This window comes from Micromonospora sp. WMMD734, from assembly GCF_049178975.1.
Taxonomy (GTDB): Bacteria; Actinomycetota; Actinomycetes; order Mycobacteriales; family Micromonosporaceae; genus Micromonospora; species Micromonospora wenchangensis.
On sequence record NZ_JBMHMK010000001.1, the window covers coordinates 4284241 to 4301746 of the forward strand.

A 17506-nucleotide genomic window follows, 5' to 3' on the forward strand; every position below is an offset into this window, starting at 1 on the left:
TGCCCAGGCGACCCCCTAGGAGGGTTCGGTCTGGTTCTCCTGGGCGAACTGCTGCCACGGCTGGGCCGCGACCCACTCGGCGATCGGCCGCGGACCGACGTTCAACGCCTTCGGCAGCGTTGCCGGGTCGAGGTCGAACAGGTCCCGGCCGGCCTCCTGGCCGACCCAGCGGTAGATGCCGGCGACACCGGTGGCGGCCGGCCCGCCCAACGCGAAGGCCAACCCCTCCTGGAAGGCGTCGACCTCCAACGGCAGATAGCTGATCCGCCTGCCGAGCACCCCGGAGAAGATCTCGGCCAGCTCGGGGCCGGTCACCACCTCGCCGCCGCCGAACTGCACCGACCTGCCGACGAGATCCGGCCGGTCCAGGGCGGCCACCATCGCCGCGGCCAGGTCGCCGTGCGACAGCCAGGCCACCCGGCGGTCGGCGGGCAGCGGATAGGCCAGCACGTTCTGGTTGGCCAACGCTCCGCCCACCCCGGGGTTGAACAGGTTCTCCAGGTAGACCGGCGGGCGCAGCACGATCAGCGGAACACCGCTGTCACGCAGGATCGTCTCCGTGGCCCGCCGGGTCTCGTACGCCGGGTACGGCGTCGCCTCGTCCGGGATGCAGGTGTTGGTGTTGAACACGAGCAGCTGCACACCGGCCTGCCGGGCGGCGTCGGCGATGTTGCGCGCGTAGCCGGCGACCGTCTGTGCGTCGTACACCAGCGGGAGGGTGACGGCGGCGTGGGTGACGCCCGTGAACGCCTCGCGCACGGCGGCCGGGTCGGCCAGGTCGCCGGTGACCAGGCTGACCCCCGGCGGGACCGACCCGGTGTCCCGGCGGGCGAAACCGCGCACCGGGTGGCCCCGCTCGGCGAGGGTCCGGGCGACCGCGCCGCCCTGGGCGCCGGTCGCGCCGAACACCAGATACTGCCTGCCCTGCTCTGTGGTCATCATTCAGTTCCTTTGCATCGTGGTAGACAGCGCCGGTGTCCGGGGACGTGGCGCTTCGTGCAGGACCCGTCGGTGCGGGTCCTCGTGCCGGCCGGGTCCGAGCGGGACCGGCCGGCGGACCGGATCGCCTGCCGTCGCGGACCGGCGTGTCCGACGGGCCCTCGCCCCGCCCGCCGGACGCGCGGTCCCGCTACGGCCTACCGTCCGGAGACTGTCGCGGGACCGGGGGTCACCGGCCGGGCCCGACGGAGCCGGACCGCCACCACCGCCGCGACGAGTGCGACCACCGCACCCACCAGGAAGGCCGCCTGGAAGCCGGCGGTGGTCGCCGCCGGGTCCAGCCGGGCCGGATCGTCGCCTGTCACCTGGCTGGTCCGGGCGGCGGCCACCCCGGCCATCACCGCCAGACCGACGACCGCGCCGATCTGTTGGCTCGTGTTGATCAGCCCTGAGGCGAGCCCGACCTCGGCGACCGTCGCCTCGGCCGTCGCCGCGACGTTCGTCGTCACGGTGACCAGCGGCAGCCCGATGCCGAGCAGGACGGTCGGGCCGAGCACGTCGGAGACGAAGTCGCCGTCGTGGGAGAGCCGGGACAGCCAGAGCATGCCCAGGGCGACCAGGACGAAGCCGGCCGTCATCGCGACCTCCAGGCCGAGCCGGGCGATCAGCCGCTCGCACATCCCGGCCACCCCGATCACCACCAGCGACATCGGCAACAGACCGAGCCCACCGCCCAGTGGCGAGTAGCCGAGCACGTCCTGGAGATAGATGCTGACGAAGAAGAACGTCGGAAAGAGGATGAGCTGGGCCAACCCGCCCAGGACGTTGGCGGTGCGCAGCCGACGCCGCCGGAAGACACCCAACGGCACCAACGGGTGGCTGCTGCGCCGTTCGACGACGACGAACGCCAACAGGCACAGCACCGCCAGCACTGCCGCGCCGACCGTACGGCCGGCGAGCCAGCCGAGGTTGCCGGTGGACACCAACGCGTACGCCAGCAGCCCCAGTCCGGCGGTGACGGTGCCGGCGCCGATCGCGTCGAAGGCCCGGCGGTCCCCGGGCTCGTGCATGTCAGGCACCAGCCGGAGGGCCAGGACGACCAGCACCGCCCCGACGAGGACGTTCATGAGGAACGTCGACCGCCACCCGAGCGAGTCGGTCAGCAGTCCGCCCAGCACGGTGCCGACGGCACCCCCGGCACCGGCCATGGCGGCGAAGATGCCCAGGGCGCGATGGCGTTCCGGACCCTCCGGGAAGATGCCCAGCACCAGCGCCAGGGCGGCGGCAGCGGCCAGCGCGGCGGCCAGGCCCTGGATCGCCCGGCCGGCGATCAGCCAGCCGGCCGAGTCCGCCGCCGCGCCCACCGCCGAGCCGACCACGAGGACGACCAGGCCGATGACGAAGACCCGGCGGCGACCGACGTGGTCGGCGCTACGCCCGCCGAGCAGGAGCAGGCCACCGAAGGTGATCAGGTAGGCGTTGGCCACCCAGGACAGCCCGGTGGGTGAGATGTCGAGATCCGCGCCGATCGAGGGAACGGCCACGTTGATGATCGCCGTGTCGAGGATCAGCAGGAACTGGGTGCAGGCGAGCACCGCCAGCGCCCGCCAGCGGTGGGGCACCCCGACGGCACCGGCCGCCGGGGCGCCGCCCGGGGAGACCTTGCGATCGGTCATGAGGCGCCGTACATCGAGTTGTCCAGCTCGTAGCCGTCCAGGCAGGACTGGGCGAGCTGCTCGCACAGGTCCGGCCGGCCGTCGCGGACCACCGCCGGCAGGTAGACGTGCGGTGCGCCGTGGTAGAAGCGCTCGTACTGCTCGTGCCGGGAGGCGAACTCCGAGCCCAACGCGTCCCAGGCGAGCTTGAGCAGCTTGATCCGCGCCTCGGCCGGGTGGCCGGGCGAGCGGACGTACTTGGCGAGCACCGGCCCCAGCTCGGGGTGGAGCAGGTCGTAGCCGGAGGCGGGCAACTGGATCAGTCCGCCGCCGGCGAGCAGCTTGACCTCGGCGACCGCCTTCGGATAGATGTCACCGGCCATGGCCCGGTGCGCGGAGGCGATCTCAGGGTTGATCATGACACCGCCGTCGGACCCGACCGGCACGAACTCCGTCTCGGCCGCGATCAACATCGAGCGGGCGATGTTGACCCAGCTCATCAGGCGACCGATCTGGATCTGCACCGGAGGGAGCTGATAGGTGTTGTTCGCCTTGGCGATGAGGATCGCCAGACCGGTGAGGAACTCCAGCTTCGTCCAGAAGCGGGTGGCCGACTGGTGGACGAAGTTGTTGTACGCCGGCGTCGCCCACCACTGGTGCAGGCTGGCATCCACGTCGCGGTAGACGAGCACCCGCTCCCAGGGCACGAAGACGTCGTCACAGACGAGCAACGAGTCGTTCTCGTCGAACCGGGAGGAGAGCGGGTTGTCGAAGACGCTCCGGGCGCTGGCCTCGTACGAGGTACGCGACACGAACTTCAACCCGGGGGTGTCGAGGGGAACGGAGAAGCTGAGCGCGTACTCCACATCCTGCGGGGCCAGCGGTTCGATCGTGCCCACCACCACCTCGTCACCGAAGGCCGCGGCCGTGCCGATCATCTTCGCGCCGCGTACCACGATGCCGCCGTCGGTCTCCTTGACCACCCGCAGGTAGAGGTCGTTCTCCTCCTGCTCGGACGCCGACCGGGTCCGGTCGATCTGCGGGTTGGTGATGGTGAACGCCTGGTAGAGGTCACCGGTGGACATCCGCCGGTGGTGCGCCGCGACGTTCTCCCGACCGTCGAACCCGGCACCCGCGAAGACCTCGGGCAGCGCGGCGAACCCGGCGAGCCCGGAGGCCATGTAGTCGGGTGACCGGCCGAGGAACCCGAAGGTCGCCTCGGACCAGATCTTGTGCGCCTTCCGCCTGGCGACCAGGTCCTCGTAGCTGCGGGCGATGTGGAACGCCCGGTGGATCCGCTCGCCCGATCCGGACTCGACCGTCAGGGTCGGGGCGAACCCCGCCTCGTGGGTCAGGTCGTAGAGGTGGGCGATGGACCGGGCCGTGTTGCGGAAGGCGCGGTGCCTGGTGATGTCCTTGACCGGCTCCCCGTCCAGCCAGATCTCCCGGCCGTCGCGGAGGGCGTCAAGGTACTGCTCACCGGTTCGCGTCATGTCTGATCTCCTTGGTTATGGGGTACGGCAGGCGGTCGCCGGCGGGTGGATCGGTGGTCCGGCGAAGGGTCAGGAGCCGGTCTCCTGCGGGGTGGGTCGGCCGGGGCCGGGTCGGCGGCGGACCGAGTAGGACGAGTCGGTGTTGGCCATCGCCACGTCGAAGCCGCCCAGCTCCGCGTAGCGTCGGGAGACCTCGGCCAACTCCCGGTCGAGGGCGCTCGCCGACGGGCCGGGCCGGGTGACGGAGCTGGCCCGGTCCGCCATCGCGACGACCACCTCGGGACCCAACGCGCGGTTGCAGTTCTGGAGCAGGGTCATCCGGTCGAGCCGCTCCCGTTCGTAGGCGGTGAAGGCGGTGTCGACCTCCGGGTGACCGGCCACCGCGGCGGCCAGGGCGCGGGCGTCGACGATCGCCTGGGTGGTGCCGTTGGACCCCATCGGACACATCGCGTGGGCGGCGTCGCCGATGAGGGTCACCGGCCCGAACGTCCAGCGGGGCAGCGGATCGCGGTCGACCATGGCCTGTTCGAAGGGGGCCTTGGCGGCGGTGACGAGGGAAGCGACGTCCAGTGGGCCGAAGACCCAGCCGTCCAGCGCGGCCAGCAGTTTCGCCGGGTCCACCACCCGGTCCCATTCCGCCCGGTCGACCACCTCGTCCGGCCCGAAGGTGCGGGCCACCGCCCAGTTGGTGTCGACCAGCCCGGCGGCGTCCGGCCGGGGCGCTATCGGATAGGCGACCACCTTCCACGTACGGTCGCCGCCGATGAACATCGACCGGTTGTCGGCGAACGGCGGGATCTTGGCGATGCCCCGCCACACCACCTGCCGTTGCCACACCGGGGGCCCCTCACCGGGGTAGAGCACGCGACGAACGCCCGAGCGGATGCCGTCCGCGCCGATCAGCGCGTCCGCCTCGGTGGTGGTGGTGCCGCCGGTGCGGTGGGCCAGGTTGACCTGCACCCGGCCGGTGGGCAGCAGCCGGAAGTCGGTGACCCGGGCGTCGGCCCGGACGCGCTGTCCGCCGAGGCGTTCCTCGACGGCGGCGAGGAGCACCATCTGCAACTTCCCACGGTGCACCGACAGCTGCGGCCATCGGTGACCGGCGGCCCGGCCCCGTGGTTCGCGCCAGATCACCTCGCCGTGCCGGCTGAAGTAGACCAGCTCGGTGGTCGAGACGGCGGACGCGCCGACCGCTTCGTCCAGGCCGAGGGCGGCGAGCTCCCGGACGGCGTTGGGCAGGAGGTTGATCCCCGCGCCCAGGGGACGGATCTCGGGGGCGGCGTCGACCAGCCGGATGTCGTCGAGACCGGCCGCGTGCAGGCTCAGGGCCGCGGTCAGGCCGGCAATGCCCGCCCCGGCGATGAGTATCCGCATCGGCGTCCTCTCCATCTCGTCCGTGCCGGACGGCCGGCTGGCGACGCGTCGTCAGGGCAGGCGTGACCGGACGTCGCGAGAGGCATGCGACCGGGTCGAGCCCGCAAAACTCAGCGTTACGCCAGGAAGGCCCCCCCGTGCATGGAGCTTGTCCTGAAATCCGCAAGTGGTTTACCGATCGTCGCGGCCAAACGGCCCGCTGTCACCCGCAATATTCATGGAAGACTTAGGTACGATCAATTAAGAACTTTCCGCTTCCACTTAAGGATCGTCCATGAATGATCTTGACGTCTTGGCTGAGCTGCTCAGACCGATACGTCTGGTCAGCGTTTTTCACAGCCGCTGGATCGCACGCGGCCCATGGAACGTCCAAGGCGACGACGACCACTGCGCGGTGATGCACTACGCCCTGCGAAATAGTTGTTACGTCAAACTTCCCGGTCGGCCGCCTATTCTACTGCAACGGGGCGACCTGGCGATCTTTCCCTATGGCACCGCGCACACATTAGGGGACGGATCCCCGACCCCGACCCGGCCGTTACGTAGCGTGCTCCCCGAACGCCGCCTCGGCGAGTCGGCGATTGTCCGGATCGGCGAGGCGGGCCCGGTCACCGAGCTGATGTGCGCCAGCCTCAACTACGACCCGGGCGGCGAGCCCCCGCTGTACCGCTCGCTCCCACCGATCTTCATGCTGGGAAAACCCGAGCTCGACCACGAGCCTCTCCTGCTCCGGACACTGGAGTCACTCGTGGCGGAGACCGAACGCCGCGAACCGGGCAGCCCGCTGGTGACCCTTCGCGCTTTCGAGATGGTCTTCGTGCTCGCGCTCCGAGTGGTGTTGCGCAAGCTGACGGTTGACGCACCGGGGCTACGGGCACTCGGCCACCCCGGCGTCAGCCGTGCCCTGTCGGCCATTTACGGGGAGTTTCAACGACCCTGGACGTTGGACCTGCTGGCCCAGCGCGCGGGCATGTCCAGGTCGAGTTTCGCCAAGACATTCCGGGACCTCGTCGGGGAAGGGCCCGCACTGCATCTCACCCGACGCCGGGTGCAGGAGGCCGTTCAACTGCTCACCTACACCAAAACCCCACTGAGTTCGATACCCGAGATGGTGGGATACAAGAGCACGGTCGGATTTCATCTCGCTTTCCGAAAAATCCTCAATGACACGCCTGGCCGATATCGGGCACATCACGGACTGGGTGGTGGGCCGGGTTGCGGGGTCCCCTGCACCGACGAATCATGACGCGCCGCGATCACGGGCAACGGTGGTATCGCCGACAGCACGGAACCATGTCGATCAATTCCACGCATCGTGAGACGCCGATGTCGAGAACGCAGCGGCGCGGGTGGGTTCCCCTCCGGGACTACCCGTCGTCGCGCCGACGACGCGCCCGCTCGATCTCGGCGACATCCGGCGTCCACGGGCCGTGCCGGTCGAGTGCGGCGCAACCACCACGGACGAAGACCCCGACCAGGGTCCGGTACCCGCCGATCCCGTCGACCAGGCGGTACTCGACCCGGTACTGCGGAGCCGACCCCGCCGCCCCGGGCCGCACCGTCGTGATCCGGGCGATGGAGTCGGCATAGAAGTGCAGCTGGATGCCCTCGCCCCGCTCCTCGTCCTCGATGGTGAACACCTCGTTGTCGCCGGCGGAGCGATCGGCGACGAAGTCCCAGAAGGCGGCGGAGGCGGTACGGGGCCCGCCCCGCAGCCACGTCTGCGCGTCACCCTTGTCATCGGTGAACGACAGGGCGGTCTTCCGCGCGCCGTCGTCCACCCCCGGGTGTTCGTCGGCAGCCTCGTCGTCGTCCGCCCGGCTGTTCCGGGCGCGGTCCGCAGCCTCCGAGCACATCAGGAAACTCACCGTCCGCACCGCGTCGTCGACGAGATCGGGGTACGCCCGGCGTACGGCCGCGTCGACGGTCGCCGTCATCCGTTCCCAGTCGCGCTTGTCGGTCGCCCGCTTCCCCCGGCGCGGATCGAGGCCGATCCGCATCCCGGCGCACGCCTGCTCCGCGGTGGCGATCACCTGCATGACCTGGGGCAGCAGGGCAGGGTCGACGGCATCGGGCAGCCGCCTGGGCAGCGTCGCGCCGTGCAGGTACTGGCCCGTGAACCGCAGGACCCCCGCATCGAGGGGCCCGAGGACCACCCCGCGCTCGGCGCGACGGCGGGCCGCGTGGTACTCCTGGGCACGGCTCTCGTCCGGTGTCTCCGTCGCGGCCCGCATCGCCGCGCAGACCTGACCGCGCTCCAGGAGGTCGAGGTCGGCCCCATGGGCGACGAGCCGGCTCCGGTCCCATTCGATACGCCGGAAGAGCGCATCGACGTCCGCAGGCGCGGAGAGCAGCACCGGGTCCAGCAGGGCGACGGCGGCGTCCCCGTCGAGCCCACCCCCGGTCCCGGCGGCGTCGCACAGCGGCAGGAGCGCACTGGACAGCAGCAGGTGTCGGGCCAGGTCCTCCCGGATCACCGCGAGATGGGCCGCGCCGATCGGGACCGTGAACGTCCGGGGCTCGTGGTTGACGTCGGCCCCGGCGGCGAGCCTCAGCCTCAGCTCACCGTCCGTACGGATCACCTGCGGAAGCCAGCCGCTGCCACGGCGCGCGAAGACGACCTCTCTCACCGCTCCGACCTCCCGCGCACCGGCAGCGGCCGGACCCGGCCGCTGCGGGCCCAGGGCGTTGCGCGACCCACCCGGCACCCGCTGCTCACGACCACCTGGCGCACTCGGCGTCGCGGCGTGGCCCGGTGCGCACCCGGAAGGCAGCGGTTGGCCCGGCCGGTCCGAAGGTGTTCCGACCAGGGCTGCTCCCCCTGCCTGATCCGGGAGATCACCCCCGCCCGGGGCATGAGCACCACACTCTGCCCCGCCACCTCGGCGGTGAAGACGAACCGATTCAGTCCGGGCGCGTACGGGCGGGCCATGGGCGTCCTTCGATCGTGGGTGACAGCTCCACCAGGGGGTGGACCAGCGCGGACATGCCTGCGGTCCTGATCATAGGCATGCCCGGCCCGCTCGTCCGGTGCTGGTGATCAAGCGCCCACCAGCACCGACGGGGAACCAGGGGTGAGGTGACCGCGCGAAGGGTGGTCCACCCGGTTGATCAGCTCGTCGTGTCAGGCCCGGGGCGCAGGATTCGCGGCCGGCAATGCGCTGGGCCGGGTCGACCACGCGTTCCCGGGTGCCCGGACGCTCCCGGCATGGTCGATGCCGCCGGCCGCTCCGGCTTTGCCGGCCGACTCGATCCGCTGGTGCAGCAGGACCGCCCCGACCAGGGTCGAGGGTGCGGTCAGCAGGTACAGGGCGATGCCCGGAACCGCGAACACCGGGCTGATCGGCAGCAGCGTGAGCATCCGCAGCGACAACACGGGCAGAATCAGGACGCAGATGCTGGTCATGCCGAAGCCGAGCGTGAAGCCGAGGTTCCGCCAGGCGAAGCGCATCTGCTCGCCGACGCCCCGCACGCCATGATGGTGCAGCGGCACGGCGAGCACCAGCGAACCGATCAGAAAGCCGTTGAACAGCAGACCGCCCCCGAAGGCCACGACGAGATTCACGCCGGGAATCCACAGCAGCGGCAGAACGATCAGCCAGCCCAGGTGCAGAACCAGGGTGACGACGACCGTCTGACGCAGGCAGACCGCCGCCGAGCGGTACCACGACGGTGCGCCCTGGTTCGTCCCGCCGGTGCGCCGGATCACGTCGCGGGTCAGGGCCGGGAAGAACGCCGCACCGAACAGCATGGTCAGCGGAACAGTGAGCGCGGTCATCGCGCCGTGCAGGAAGAGGCTGACCGCGACCCACAGCACCTTGTCGACGATCCATCGCACGACCTCGGGCCAGCCGGATGCGAACCCGAGCAGCCACCCGGTCAGACGCTCGACCAGCAGCCCGGTGGCTTCCTGCAACCCCAGCAGCGCCAGGCCGGTCAGGGTGAGCGGGAGCAGCACGAACGTCCAGAGGCCGGGCGTGGTGACGAACAGCTTGGCACCGCGAAAGAAGTACCCGACACCGATGAAATAACGTCTGATACCGGTACCGGCCGCCTTGGCCCCACGCAGTGTCTGGTATCCCGCGACCCCCACGGCATGCCCGGCGACCCCCGCCATCCGGGCCGCTGCCGGACCGGCCCCGGCCCGGGTGATCGGCCCGACCGCAGCCGACGCCGCCCGTCTCCCCGGTACCACCGGTGCCAACTGCGCACTCGACGGGACCTCGTGGGCCTGAGGGAAGCCACAGACCGACGGGAGGACCTGGGCGGCCGGCGGATCACCAGGCGGAAACGGACGCGGCTGCGGATCCATGCGCCAGGCCCTCCAGGGGTTCGATCGACACGGCGGGCGGCGAGCCCTGGGAGCCGAAAGGCTTCTCAGCAGCCCCATGGCGGTAGCCGATCATGCCCGCACCACCGGAGCGCCGTCCATTGAGGACACTAACGACCCCGGGGTGCCGCCCGCCACCCCGTCCGCGGCGCACCGCGAACGGCCCCCGGAGGACCCGGGGGCTGGTTGGTACGGCCGAGCGACCGGTGGACGCCGGCGGAGATCAACCGATGCCGTCGACCGCCGCCCGGAGCGCGTTGATCGACGGGTCCCAGGTGAAGTTCAGCACGGGCAGGCCGGCGGCGGCGGCGTTGCTGTCGCCGCCGAGGACCACCGCCCGCGGCTTGGCGGTGCCCTGCGGGACGACGAGATACCAGCTGCCCCGCACGTTCGCGATGAACACTTCATCAACCTCCTGGTCCGGTGGGTTCGGGTCGGTGGCGTCCCCGACATGGTTCTCGAAGTCGACGGTCGCGCCGAAGTTCGTCGGAGCGCCGGTGTTCAGCCAGAGGCTCGTGTGCACGTGCGGCCCCACGCCGGACTCGCTGCCGTTCGCCGAGGAGCCGGAGTACGCGATCGTCTGGCCCCGGGAGACGCGTTGGCCGGTGGCGACGGCGATCCGCGACAGGTGCAGGTGCCGGGTGTAGTTGCCGTCGTCGTGGGCCATCCCCACCACGCGTCCGGCCGCGGTCGAGGTGTCCGTCTTCACCAGACGGATCGTGCCGTTCGCCGCGGCCACCACGGGGGTCCCCGCGCCGACCGCGTAGTCGGTGCCCGGCTCACCCGAGGGCGGCGTGCGGCTCCGGTGGTCCTGCCACGAACTGGAGATCCGGACGTTCCCGCACGGCCGCTGATAGTTGCCGGCGGCCCGAGCGGCGTCGGGCAGCACCGCGAAGGCGGCCGACACCCCCGACGCCGCCAACGCCGCGGCCGTGATGAACCCACGTCTGGTGAGCCCCCGCAGGTAGGCGATCCCACCGAGGTCCTCGGGCCGCGGGCCGCCGTGACCAGCATCGCAAGGAGAGCCGGAGCCCGGCTGCCCACTCAGGATCATCAATGCAACCTACGGCCCCGTCCGGCGCGGGGCAAGGTCGTTCTTCGGATACCCGTCACGCCGTGCGCCCACCCTTTCGCCGTGCGCCGCCCCCGCGACCGAGGGGCGGCGGCCTACCCGCACCGCGAAGGAGGGCCTCCTCCCGCTTCGGAGAGTGACCTTAACAACACGGTTCTCTCACGCTGCGGGTACTATGCCTGCGTGGGCGTATTCATACGGCCGGGGAACGTCTTCCTGGCGGACTGCCCGGCACGGCTGGCCATCGAGCTGCTGGCGGACAAGTGGTCCGTAGTGGTCATCTACGGGCTCAGTCAGGGTCCCCGGCGGCACAACGAGTTGAAGGCGCTGATCGGTGGCGTGTCGTCCAAGGTGCTCGCCCAGACGATGCGGCGACTGCAGCGACACGGATTGGTCGGGCGCTCGGCGTTGCCCGAGCAGCCGTCAATCACGCAGTACGAGTTGACCCCGCTGGGGCAGACCCTGGTAGAGCCGGTGGAGATGCTGTCTCGCTGGGCCGAGCGACACGGGTCGGACGTGCTGGAGGCCCACGGGGAGCAGACCGACGTCGTCGCGGTTACCTCGGGGTAATCGCGCGCCGTCTACCGTGGAGGAGACGGATGTGGCAGCGCGATGGGGGAGAGCGGCAGATGGCGGTCGCGTTGGTGACGGGCGGCAATCAGGGGCTGGGCCTGGCCCTGGTGCGGGCGCTGTGCCGGGAGTTGGGGCCCGAGGCGCAGGTCTACCTGACGGCCCGCGACCCGGCGCGTGGTGAGCAGGCGGTGGAGCTGTTGCGTGCCGAGGGTCTCGCCCCGCGGCTGCACCCGCTGGACGTGACGGTGGAGGCCAGCGTCGCGGCGGCGGCCGACATGATTCGCGAGCGGCACGGCGGGCTGGACGTGCTGATCTCCAATGCCGCGGCCCGGATCTCACGGGAACTGCCCCCCGCCGAGCAGGTGGCCGAGTTCGTGGACACCAACAACCACGGCACATATCGCATGCTGCACCACTTCCTGCCGATCCTCAACGAGCACGCCCGGCTGCTGGTGGTGGCCAGTTCGTTCGGCTCGCGGCGGCACCTGCCCAGACCGCTGTGGAGCGCCTTCGACACCGACCGGATGAGCCTGGAGGACGTCGAGAACGTGATGGACGAATACGTCCGCCTGGTGCAGAAGGGCGAGGCCGAGGCCCGGGGCTGGCCGAGCTGGATCAACATTCCGTCGAAGGTTGGCCAGGTGGCGTCGGCCCGGGTGGCCGCCCGGATGATGGAGCGCGACCGGCCCGGGCACGACGTCTACGTCGGCGCGGTGTGTCCCGGCCTGGTCGACACCGATGCCTCGCGCCCCTGGTTCGATGACATGTCGTCGGCGCAGAGCCCGGACGAGGCGGCCCGTGACGTCCTCTGGCTGGCCACCCGGCCGGCCGGCAGCACTCCCCCGGCCGGTGAGCTGGTGCAGCACCGGAGGGTCCTGTCCTTCGGATGAGCTGGCCTCGGACGCCGCGACCGGTTGCCGGTCCGGTCGCGGCGCCCGGGCGCCCGCGCTCAGCCGACCCTCTGCTCCTGCTGCTGGGAGCAGGTCCCCAGCTGGGCGAAGGCATAGGCGGCCGAAACGAGCGTCATGTGGTGGTGCCAGCCACGCGACGAGCGGCCCTCGAAGTCCAGCAGGCCGTACCCTTCGCTCAGCGTGTCGACGTCCCGCTCGCGGCGCGCGGCGAGCTGGGCCAGGGTGAGCACGTGACCCACCTGCGACTCCGGCAGGCCGGTCAGCCAGAAGTTGGCCGCGCTGGTGGCCGCCGCCGACCAGACGGCCACGAGCAGGCAGTCGGCTCCGCCGCCGGAGCCGGACACGGTGCCCGGCAGCCGGACCGGTACGGTGGTGACATACGAGCGGTGCAGGGCGGCGTCGTGCAGTTGCCGCCACATGACCGGTTGCCGGCGCGCGGTCGTCTCCTGCACCAGCGAACGGATCTGGGTCAGCCCGGGCCTGGCCCCGCCCGGGAGCGACGACGGGGGCAGTTGGCGGAGCACCGGCATGCTGTCGTTGACTTCGACAACGAACGGCAGGCCGCGCTGCCGCAGGCCCTGCAACAGTCGTTCCACGCCGGTGACGTGCCGCAGCCCGACCACCAGGGGACGCACTGGCACCGCCGCCGCCACGTCGTCGGCCATCGCGAGCACGTGGCACCACTCGCTCTGCTCGCTCGGGCCCACCTCTCTGCGGCCGGGGAGCCACGAGCGTGCCCCGGTCCCGGCCGGTGAGGGCAGCACCAGCCGCCAGTCGACGGGCGCGCTCGTCTCGGCGTCCGACAAGAACAGGCCCAGGCCGTACTGGCAGTTGAGGGTGCGGCCGGTCCGGGGGACGTAGCGGCGGGCGACACCGGCGGTCTGGCCACCCCGCTTGGGGATGTATATGGGGCGGATGAGCCACGCGTGCGTGGTCATGTGCTCGTCGACATAGCGGGCTGTTCGGCGGCGGACCGGGGCCCAGTCCCAGGGGCTCTGGTTCACGAACTGCTGCAGAGACTGGACGGCGTCCGGGGCGTCAGCACCCTCCGCGATGCTTCGGACCGAACGCCGGCCGTTACCCAGCAGCAGGCCGCGTATGTACGTCTCGCCCCAGCGGCGCTGATCCGCGCGGGGCATCTCGGCCATGATCTGGTGCGCGAACCGGGTGAGACCGTCGCGCGCCGGTAACAGGGCCGTATCGGTCCATGGGCGGTAGGGCATCGTGGTACCTGTCTCTCGTTCACGGTTTCGCAATGTTCATCGATATGGCAGCTTGAGGCGCGATGATTACAAAACGTTGTCGGCATTCCACGGCCGCGCCTCTTCGTCACCACCAGCGCCACCCTTCGTCACGCTCCGCAATGGCATCCGTCATCGCCCTGCTGGGCCTGTCGCACCGGTGCGGCCGTCGTCGCGAGGGGCACCCAGGGACATCCGGTCGGCGAGAAGCCGGTCCGACCGCAACACCTCGGCCATGTCCCGCTCCCGGCCGGCCGGAACGGCGCTGTCAGGCAGCTGCAACCCATCCACTCCGTAGTCGTGCACCCACCACCGCAGCGCCTCCCGCAGGAACCACCCGTCACCCTCCGCGATGCGCGCCACCGAACTGATGTCGAGCAGCACTGCCAGTCCGGCATCGCGCAGGTGGCGGATCAGCGCCCGGCACTCCCCGTCCGGCCGGTTTCCCGGGCCGGCGGCGGCGAACAGGCCCACCGGCAGCCCACCGGCGCCGGGCGCGAAGTGGTGATGGTCGATGGCGAGCACACCGGCGAGCACCACCGCTCGGACGCCGTCGCGGAGGAACTCCGGGATCCGGTCCGCGAGCGCCCGATACCCACCGGCACCCAGCGCCGCCGTGGCCACCGGACCGTCAGGCACCAGCGCACCGGCACCGGGCAGGGCCGGGGCACGCCCCGGCGTGATCCGGCAGCGCCATCCGTCCGGGCCGTTCAGGCTCCGCAGCAGGACCCGGGCGTACGGATCGAGCACCGCCCGGCCGTCCTGGACGTAGTGGTAGTCGACCAGGTCCGGGTCCAGTCCGAGGACGACGACGCTGAGCAGGCCGCCGTCGTGGCCGACGTCCGGCACCGGCACCTCGGTCAGCCAGCGTCCCTCGTCCGGGTCCACCAGGACCAGCGAGGTCTGCCGGGCGACGCCGGCCGGCACGGTGAACTCCACACCCCCGGCCAGCAGCCGGGTGCCACCGAAGCTCGCGATGCCGGGCCGCGACCGCAGGCCCTCCTCACCGGCCACGGTCGTCCGCTCGCAGGGTGGCCTGCACGGTGAGCCGGTGCGCGGAGCGCGGCAGCCGCACGAGCAGCCCCGCGGGGTCGAAGTCGGTGAAGTCGGTGCCGTCGATCCGCACCCGCTCCAGCCGCACCCGGCCCCGGGGCAGCACGTCCGGGGCCACCCGCAGCAACCCGTCCGGGAAACGGGCGTCGGATCGCGGGTTGAACCACAGGTCGAGCGGTTCCCCGCGCACCAGCAGGTCGCCGTACACGGTGGCCAGATAGGCCAGTTCGGCCGAGTGGTACATGCTCATCGAATGGCTGCCCTTGGCGCGCTCGTCGCCGCTGCGCAGATACGGGATGCCCCCGGCCTGCACCGCGAAGTACACGCCGCCGGCCTCCTGATCGAGGAAGAAGGCGTTGTAGAACGCCGCGGCCTCGCGCGCGTGCCGCAGGTAGTCGAGGCCGCCCGGCCCGACCGACCCGTGGTGTGCGGCGCCGCTGAGGTACGCGAGGATGGCCTGTTCCTGCTGCCACCACGCCTTGCGGTCGTGCCAGACGAACTCGTGCCGGCCGCGGTGTGGCCGGCGGTGCAGCACGTCGTACCAGCCGCCGCGGTAGGGGTCTCGGCCGATCGCCGGCAGGTCCGCTGCGAGCCGGGCGGCAACCGCCCGGTATTCGGCCTTGCCTACCAGCGCCTGCATCCGGTGGAGATTCCAGACGATCTTCAGGTTGTGGCCGACCACACTGCGGTCCTGCTGCCATCCCCACCCGGTGTCCGGCGTCCAGTCCTCGTGGAAGCGTTCCCGGACCAGCGGCAACCCTGTCGGATCGGGGAAGTGCTCCACGATCATGTCGAAGGTGTGTTCCAACATCCGCCGGTAGCGTTCCTCGCCGGTTGCCAGGTAGAGGTTGAACAGGTAGGCGGGTGCGTGGTCGCCGACGGAGTTCCAGTTCTTCCGGGACCGGTTCGGCCCCAGCGAGGCGGCGTGCGGGTCCAGCTCCACCGGATCCACATGCGAGTAGTAGCCACCCCGTCGGGGGTCGGCGTAGACCGTCTCGAAGAGCCGGACCGTGCCCTCGATATCGGCCAGCAACGCCGGGTCGCCGGTGACCCGGTAGGTCTGCACCAGCCCGACGAGCGCGTAGATCTGCTCGTAGGCGGCCAGGGCGCCGGCGTCGTCGCCGAACTCGGAGGCGAGCACGGCGCGGCGTGGCCCGGGACCCACGTCCAACGCGTGCTGCCAGTAGGTGACGGCACGCTCGGGATCCACCACCCGCAGGTGCCGCTGCTGGTACTCAGCGCCGCGCTCGGCCACGTCCAGGAAGTCGGCGTCCCCGGTGAGCAGGTAGGCGGTCGCCATCCCGTACACCAGGCGGGCGAGCGTGTCGGTCTCCTGGCGGTCCCCGATCAGCCGGGCCCCGGCCAGGTCGATGCCGGTGCGGTAGGCGGCGAAGTCGGCCGGCCCCGTCCCGAACTGCGCCCGGCGGTAGAACCCGGCCAGTGACCGGAGCTGGTCGACCCACCACCCGGGCCGCTCGAACAGGTACGGCTCGGCGGCGCTACCGACCACCACGATCTCTTGTGACGTGTGGCGCACCGAGCCGGCCTCGACGTACGCCGGGCCGTAGGCGAAGATCAGCCGGCCCGGCACCAGTTCGTCGCCGAGCCGCCCGGTGACCGAGACCCGTTCGGCGCCCAGGTTGGGTAGCAGCCAGGCATCCGTGCTGTCGGTCAGGTGCAGCGACACGACGTCGCCGCCGAAAGTGCGCACCCGGATCCGGCTGCCGTCACCGGCCACGACGTACCCGCCGACGGTGTCGGACATGGTGCGCGTGGCGAGTGGCTCAGCGCTCACCGTGACCGCCCTGGCACGGCTGAGGGTCCCGGTAGCCCTGGCTGACCTCGACCACGACGCCGTCCGGGTCGGTGAGCCAGACGGTACGCCAGCCGGGGATGAAGCCGTCGAAGTCCAGCGGCCCCAGGGTGATCCGCGCGGCGGTGCCCATCGCCCGCACGAACTCGTCGACGTCCTCGGTCTGGAACGCGATGTGGCGCACCGTCCCGGGAGCCGGCGGCCCGTCGGCCGTGGGCCGGCCCGCCTCCTGCACCGGCTCACGCAGTCCGAACAGCTCCAGGTAGACGTCGCCGGAGCGCAGGAAGACGATCTGGCTGTCGCCGAGGTCGAAGTGCTGGGTACGCCGGAAGCCGAACCACCTGGTGTAGAACTCCTCGGTGTCGTCGAGCCGGCGGCAGTTCAGGGCCACGTGCGAGAAGCGGGTCACGGCAGGATCTCCTCGGTCGCGAGAATGCGGTCGATGACGGTGCGGGCGAAGACATGGGCCTGCTCGACGGTGCGCCCGGTCACCAGGTCGCCGTCGACGACCACGTCGCTGCCGACGTAGTTCGCGCCCATGTTGCGTACGTCGCCGACCAGGTTGTTGTGGCAGGTGACGGAGCGGTTCTCGATCAGCTCGGGGGAGGTCGACATCAGCCAGAGGCCGTGGCAGATGAAGCCCTTGACCAGGTGGGGAAGCCGGAACGCGCGGCGCAGCAACTGCACGGCCGGTGCCGGGCGATCGACGTCCTCGGTGTAGCGGAGCCGGTCGGCGACCATGCCGGCCGGCACGATCAGCGCGGAGAGCCGGGCGATCTCGGCGAAGTCGAGGCGTTCCAGGTCACCGTCGACGGTCAGCGGCGCCCGGTACTCGTGACCGGTGAAGGTCAGCGAGTCGTTGCCCCACAGCCGGGTGAGCAGGACGACCTCGGCGCCCTCCTCGGCGAATCGCAGGCGGTAGTAGGAGATCTCCGGCTCGACGTAGTCGCTTTCGAGCAGGATGCCGATTCGGCGTCCGGCGAGGCGACCGCGTTGCGGGTGGTATCCGTGCGTGGTCATCGTGATCCTTCGGGGAAAGGGCCGGGCCGGCC

The 17506-nt window shown here is 71.1% G+C and carries 15 protein-coding genes; 3 read left to right on the top strand and 12 right to left on the bottom strand.

The genetic code is table 11. The features are described 5' to 3' along the window. Positions 1-15: 15 nt before the first annotated feature. From ACN267_RS18155 to ACN267_RS18170, 4 genes are all read right to left on the bottom strand, one after another. Positions 16-939 (bottom strand): SDR family oxidoreductase, encoded by a 924-nt coding sequence (locus ACN267_RS18155; protein WP_204956713.1) that lies wholly within the window; start codon positions 937-939, stop codon positions 16-18. A 197-nt stretch (positions 940-1136) separates the two neighbouring features. Then, positions 1137-2615 (bottom strand): MFS transporter, encoded by a 1479-nt coding sequence (locus tag ACN267_RS18160; protein WP_421489202.1) that lies wholly within the window; start codon positions 2613-2615, stop codon positions 1137-1139. After that, a complete protein-coding gene (locus ACN267_RS18165) occupies positions 2612-4087 on the bottom strand; it encodes a 4-hydroxyphenylacetate 3-hydroxylase family protein (RefSeq protein ID WP_204956711.1) in 1476 nt (491 codons plus the stop codon). Before ACN267_RS18165 ends, ACN267_RS18160 begins: the two co-directional genes overlap by 4 nt. A gap of 69 nt (positions 4088-4156) precedes the next feature. Continuing rightward, entirely contained in the window at positions 4157-5461 is a 1305-nt protein-coding gene (locus ACN267_RS18170; protein ID WP_204956710.1) for an FAD-dependent monooxygenase, read from the bottom strand. Positions 5462-5735: 274 nt separating this feature from the next. Here ACN267_RS18170 and ACN267_RS18175 point away from each other — a divergent pair, with 274 nt between their 5' ends. Next, complete coding sequence (locus ACN267_RS18175; RefSeq protein WP_204956709.1) at positions 5736-6707, top strand: AraC family transcriptional regulator; 972 nt, start codon at positions 5736-5738, stop codon at positions 6705-6707. Positions 6708-6828: 121 nt separating this feature from the next. On the opposite strand, the gene ACN267_RS18180 is transcribed toward ACN267_RS18175, so the two are convergent. The 3 genes from ACN267_RS18180 to ACN267_RS18190 form a co-directional block, all read right to left on the bottom strand. Beyond that, entirely contained in the window at positions 6829-8091 is a 1263-nt protein-coding gene (locus ACN267_RS18180; protein ID WP_421489203.1) for a DUF6357 family protein, read from the bottom strand. Positions 8092-8585: 494 nt separating this feature from the next. Further along, a complete protein-coding gene (locus ACN267_RS18185) occupies positions 8586-9578 on the bottom strand; it encodes an EI24 domain-containing protein (protein ID WP_421489204.1) in 993 nt (330 codons plus the stop codon). A gap of 436 nt (positions 9579-10014) precedes the next feature. Beyond that, entirely contained in the window at positions 10015-10845 is an 831-nt protein-coding gene (locus ACN267_RS18190; RefSeq protein WP_281900025.1) for a M23 family metallopeptidase, read from the bottom strand. Positions 10846-11046: 201 nt separating this feature from the next. Between ACN267_RS18190 and ACN267_RS18195 the strand changes: the two genes are divergently transcribed. Both ACN267_RS18195 and ACN267_RS18200 read left to right on the top strand, forming a co-directional pair. Then, positions 11047-11433 carry a winged helix-turn-helix transcriptional regulator gene (locus tag ACN267_RS18195; protein ID WP_421489205.1) on the top strand — a complete coding sequence of 129 codons (387 nt, stop codon included), beginning with the start codon at positions 11047-11049 and terminating at the stop codon, positions 11431-11433. Positions 11434-11492: 59 nt separating this feature from the next. Beyond that, on the top strand, positions 11493-12326 hold the full coding sequence (locus ACN267_RS18200; RefSeq protein WP_421489206.1) for an SDR family NAD(P)-dependent oxidoreductase: 834 nt from the start codon (positions 11493-11495) through the stop codon (positions 12324-12326). A gap of 59 nt (positions 12327-12385) precedes the next feature. Here ACN267_RS18200 and ACN267_RS18205 read toward each other — a convergent pair whose 3' ends face one another. From ACN267_RS18205 to ACN267_RS18225, 5 genes are all read right to left on the bottom strand, one after another. Then, positions 12386-13570 (bottom strand): IS701 family transposase, encoded by a 1185-nt coding sequence (locus ACN267_RS18205; protein WP_421489207.1) that lies wholly within the window; start codon positions 13568-13570, stop codon positions 12386-12388. 150 nt (positions 13571-13720) lie between these two features. Next, entirely contained in the window at positions 13721-14602 is an 882-nt protein-coding gene (locus ACN267_RS18210) for a hypothetical protein (RefSeq protein ID WP_421489208.1), read from the bottom strand. Then, positions 14592-16436 (bottom strand): AGE family epimerase/isomerase, encoded by a 1845-nt coding sequence (locus tag ACN267_RS18215; RefSeq protein ID WP_421489209.1) that lies wholly within the window; start codon positions 16434-16436, stop codon positions 14592-14594. The genes ACN267_RS18210 and ACN267_RS18215 overlap by 11 nt, the downstream gene beginning before the upstream one ends. Then, entirely contained in the window at positions 16426-16863 is a 438-nt protein-coding gene (locus ACN267_RS18220; protein ID WP_204956700.1) for a VOC family protein, read from the bottom strand. The genes ACN267_RS18215 and ACN267_RS18220 overlap by 11 nt, the downstream gene beginning before the upstream one ends. Continuing rightward, a complete protein-coding gene (locus ACN267_RS18225; RefSeq protein ID WP_204956699.1) occupies positions 16860-17474 on the bottom strand; it encodes a DJ-1/PfpI family protein in 615 nt (204 codons plus the stop codon). The genes ACN267_RS18220 and ACN267_RS18225 overlap by 4 nt, the downstream gene beginning before the upstream one ends. Positions 17475-17506: the final 32 nt, after the last annotated feature.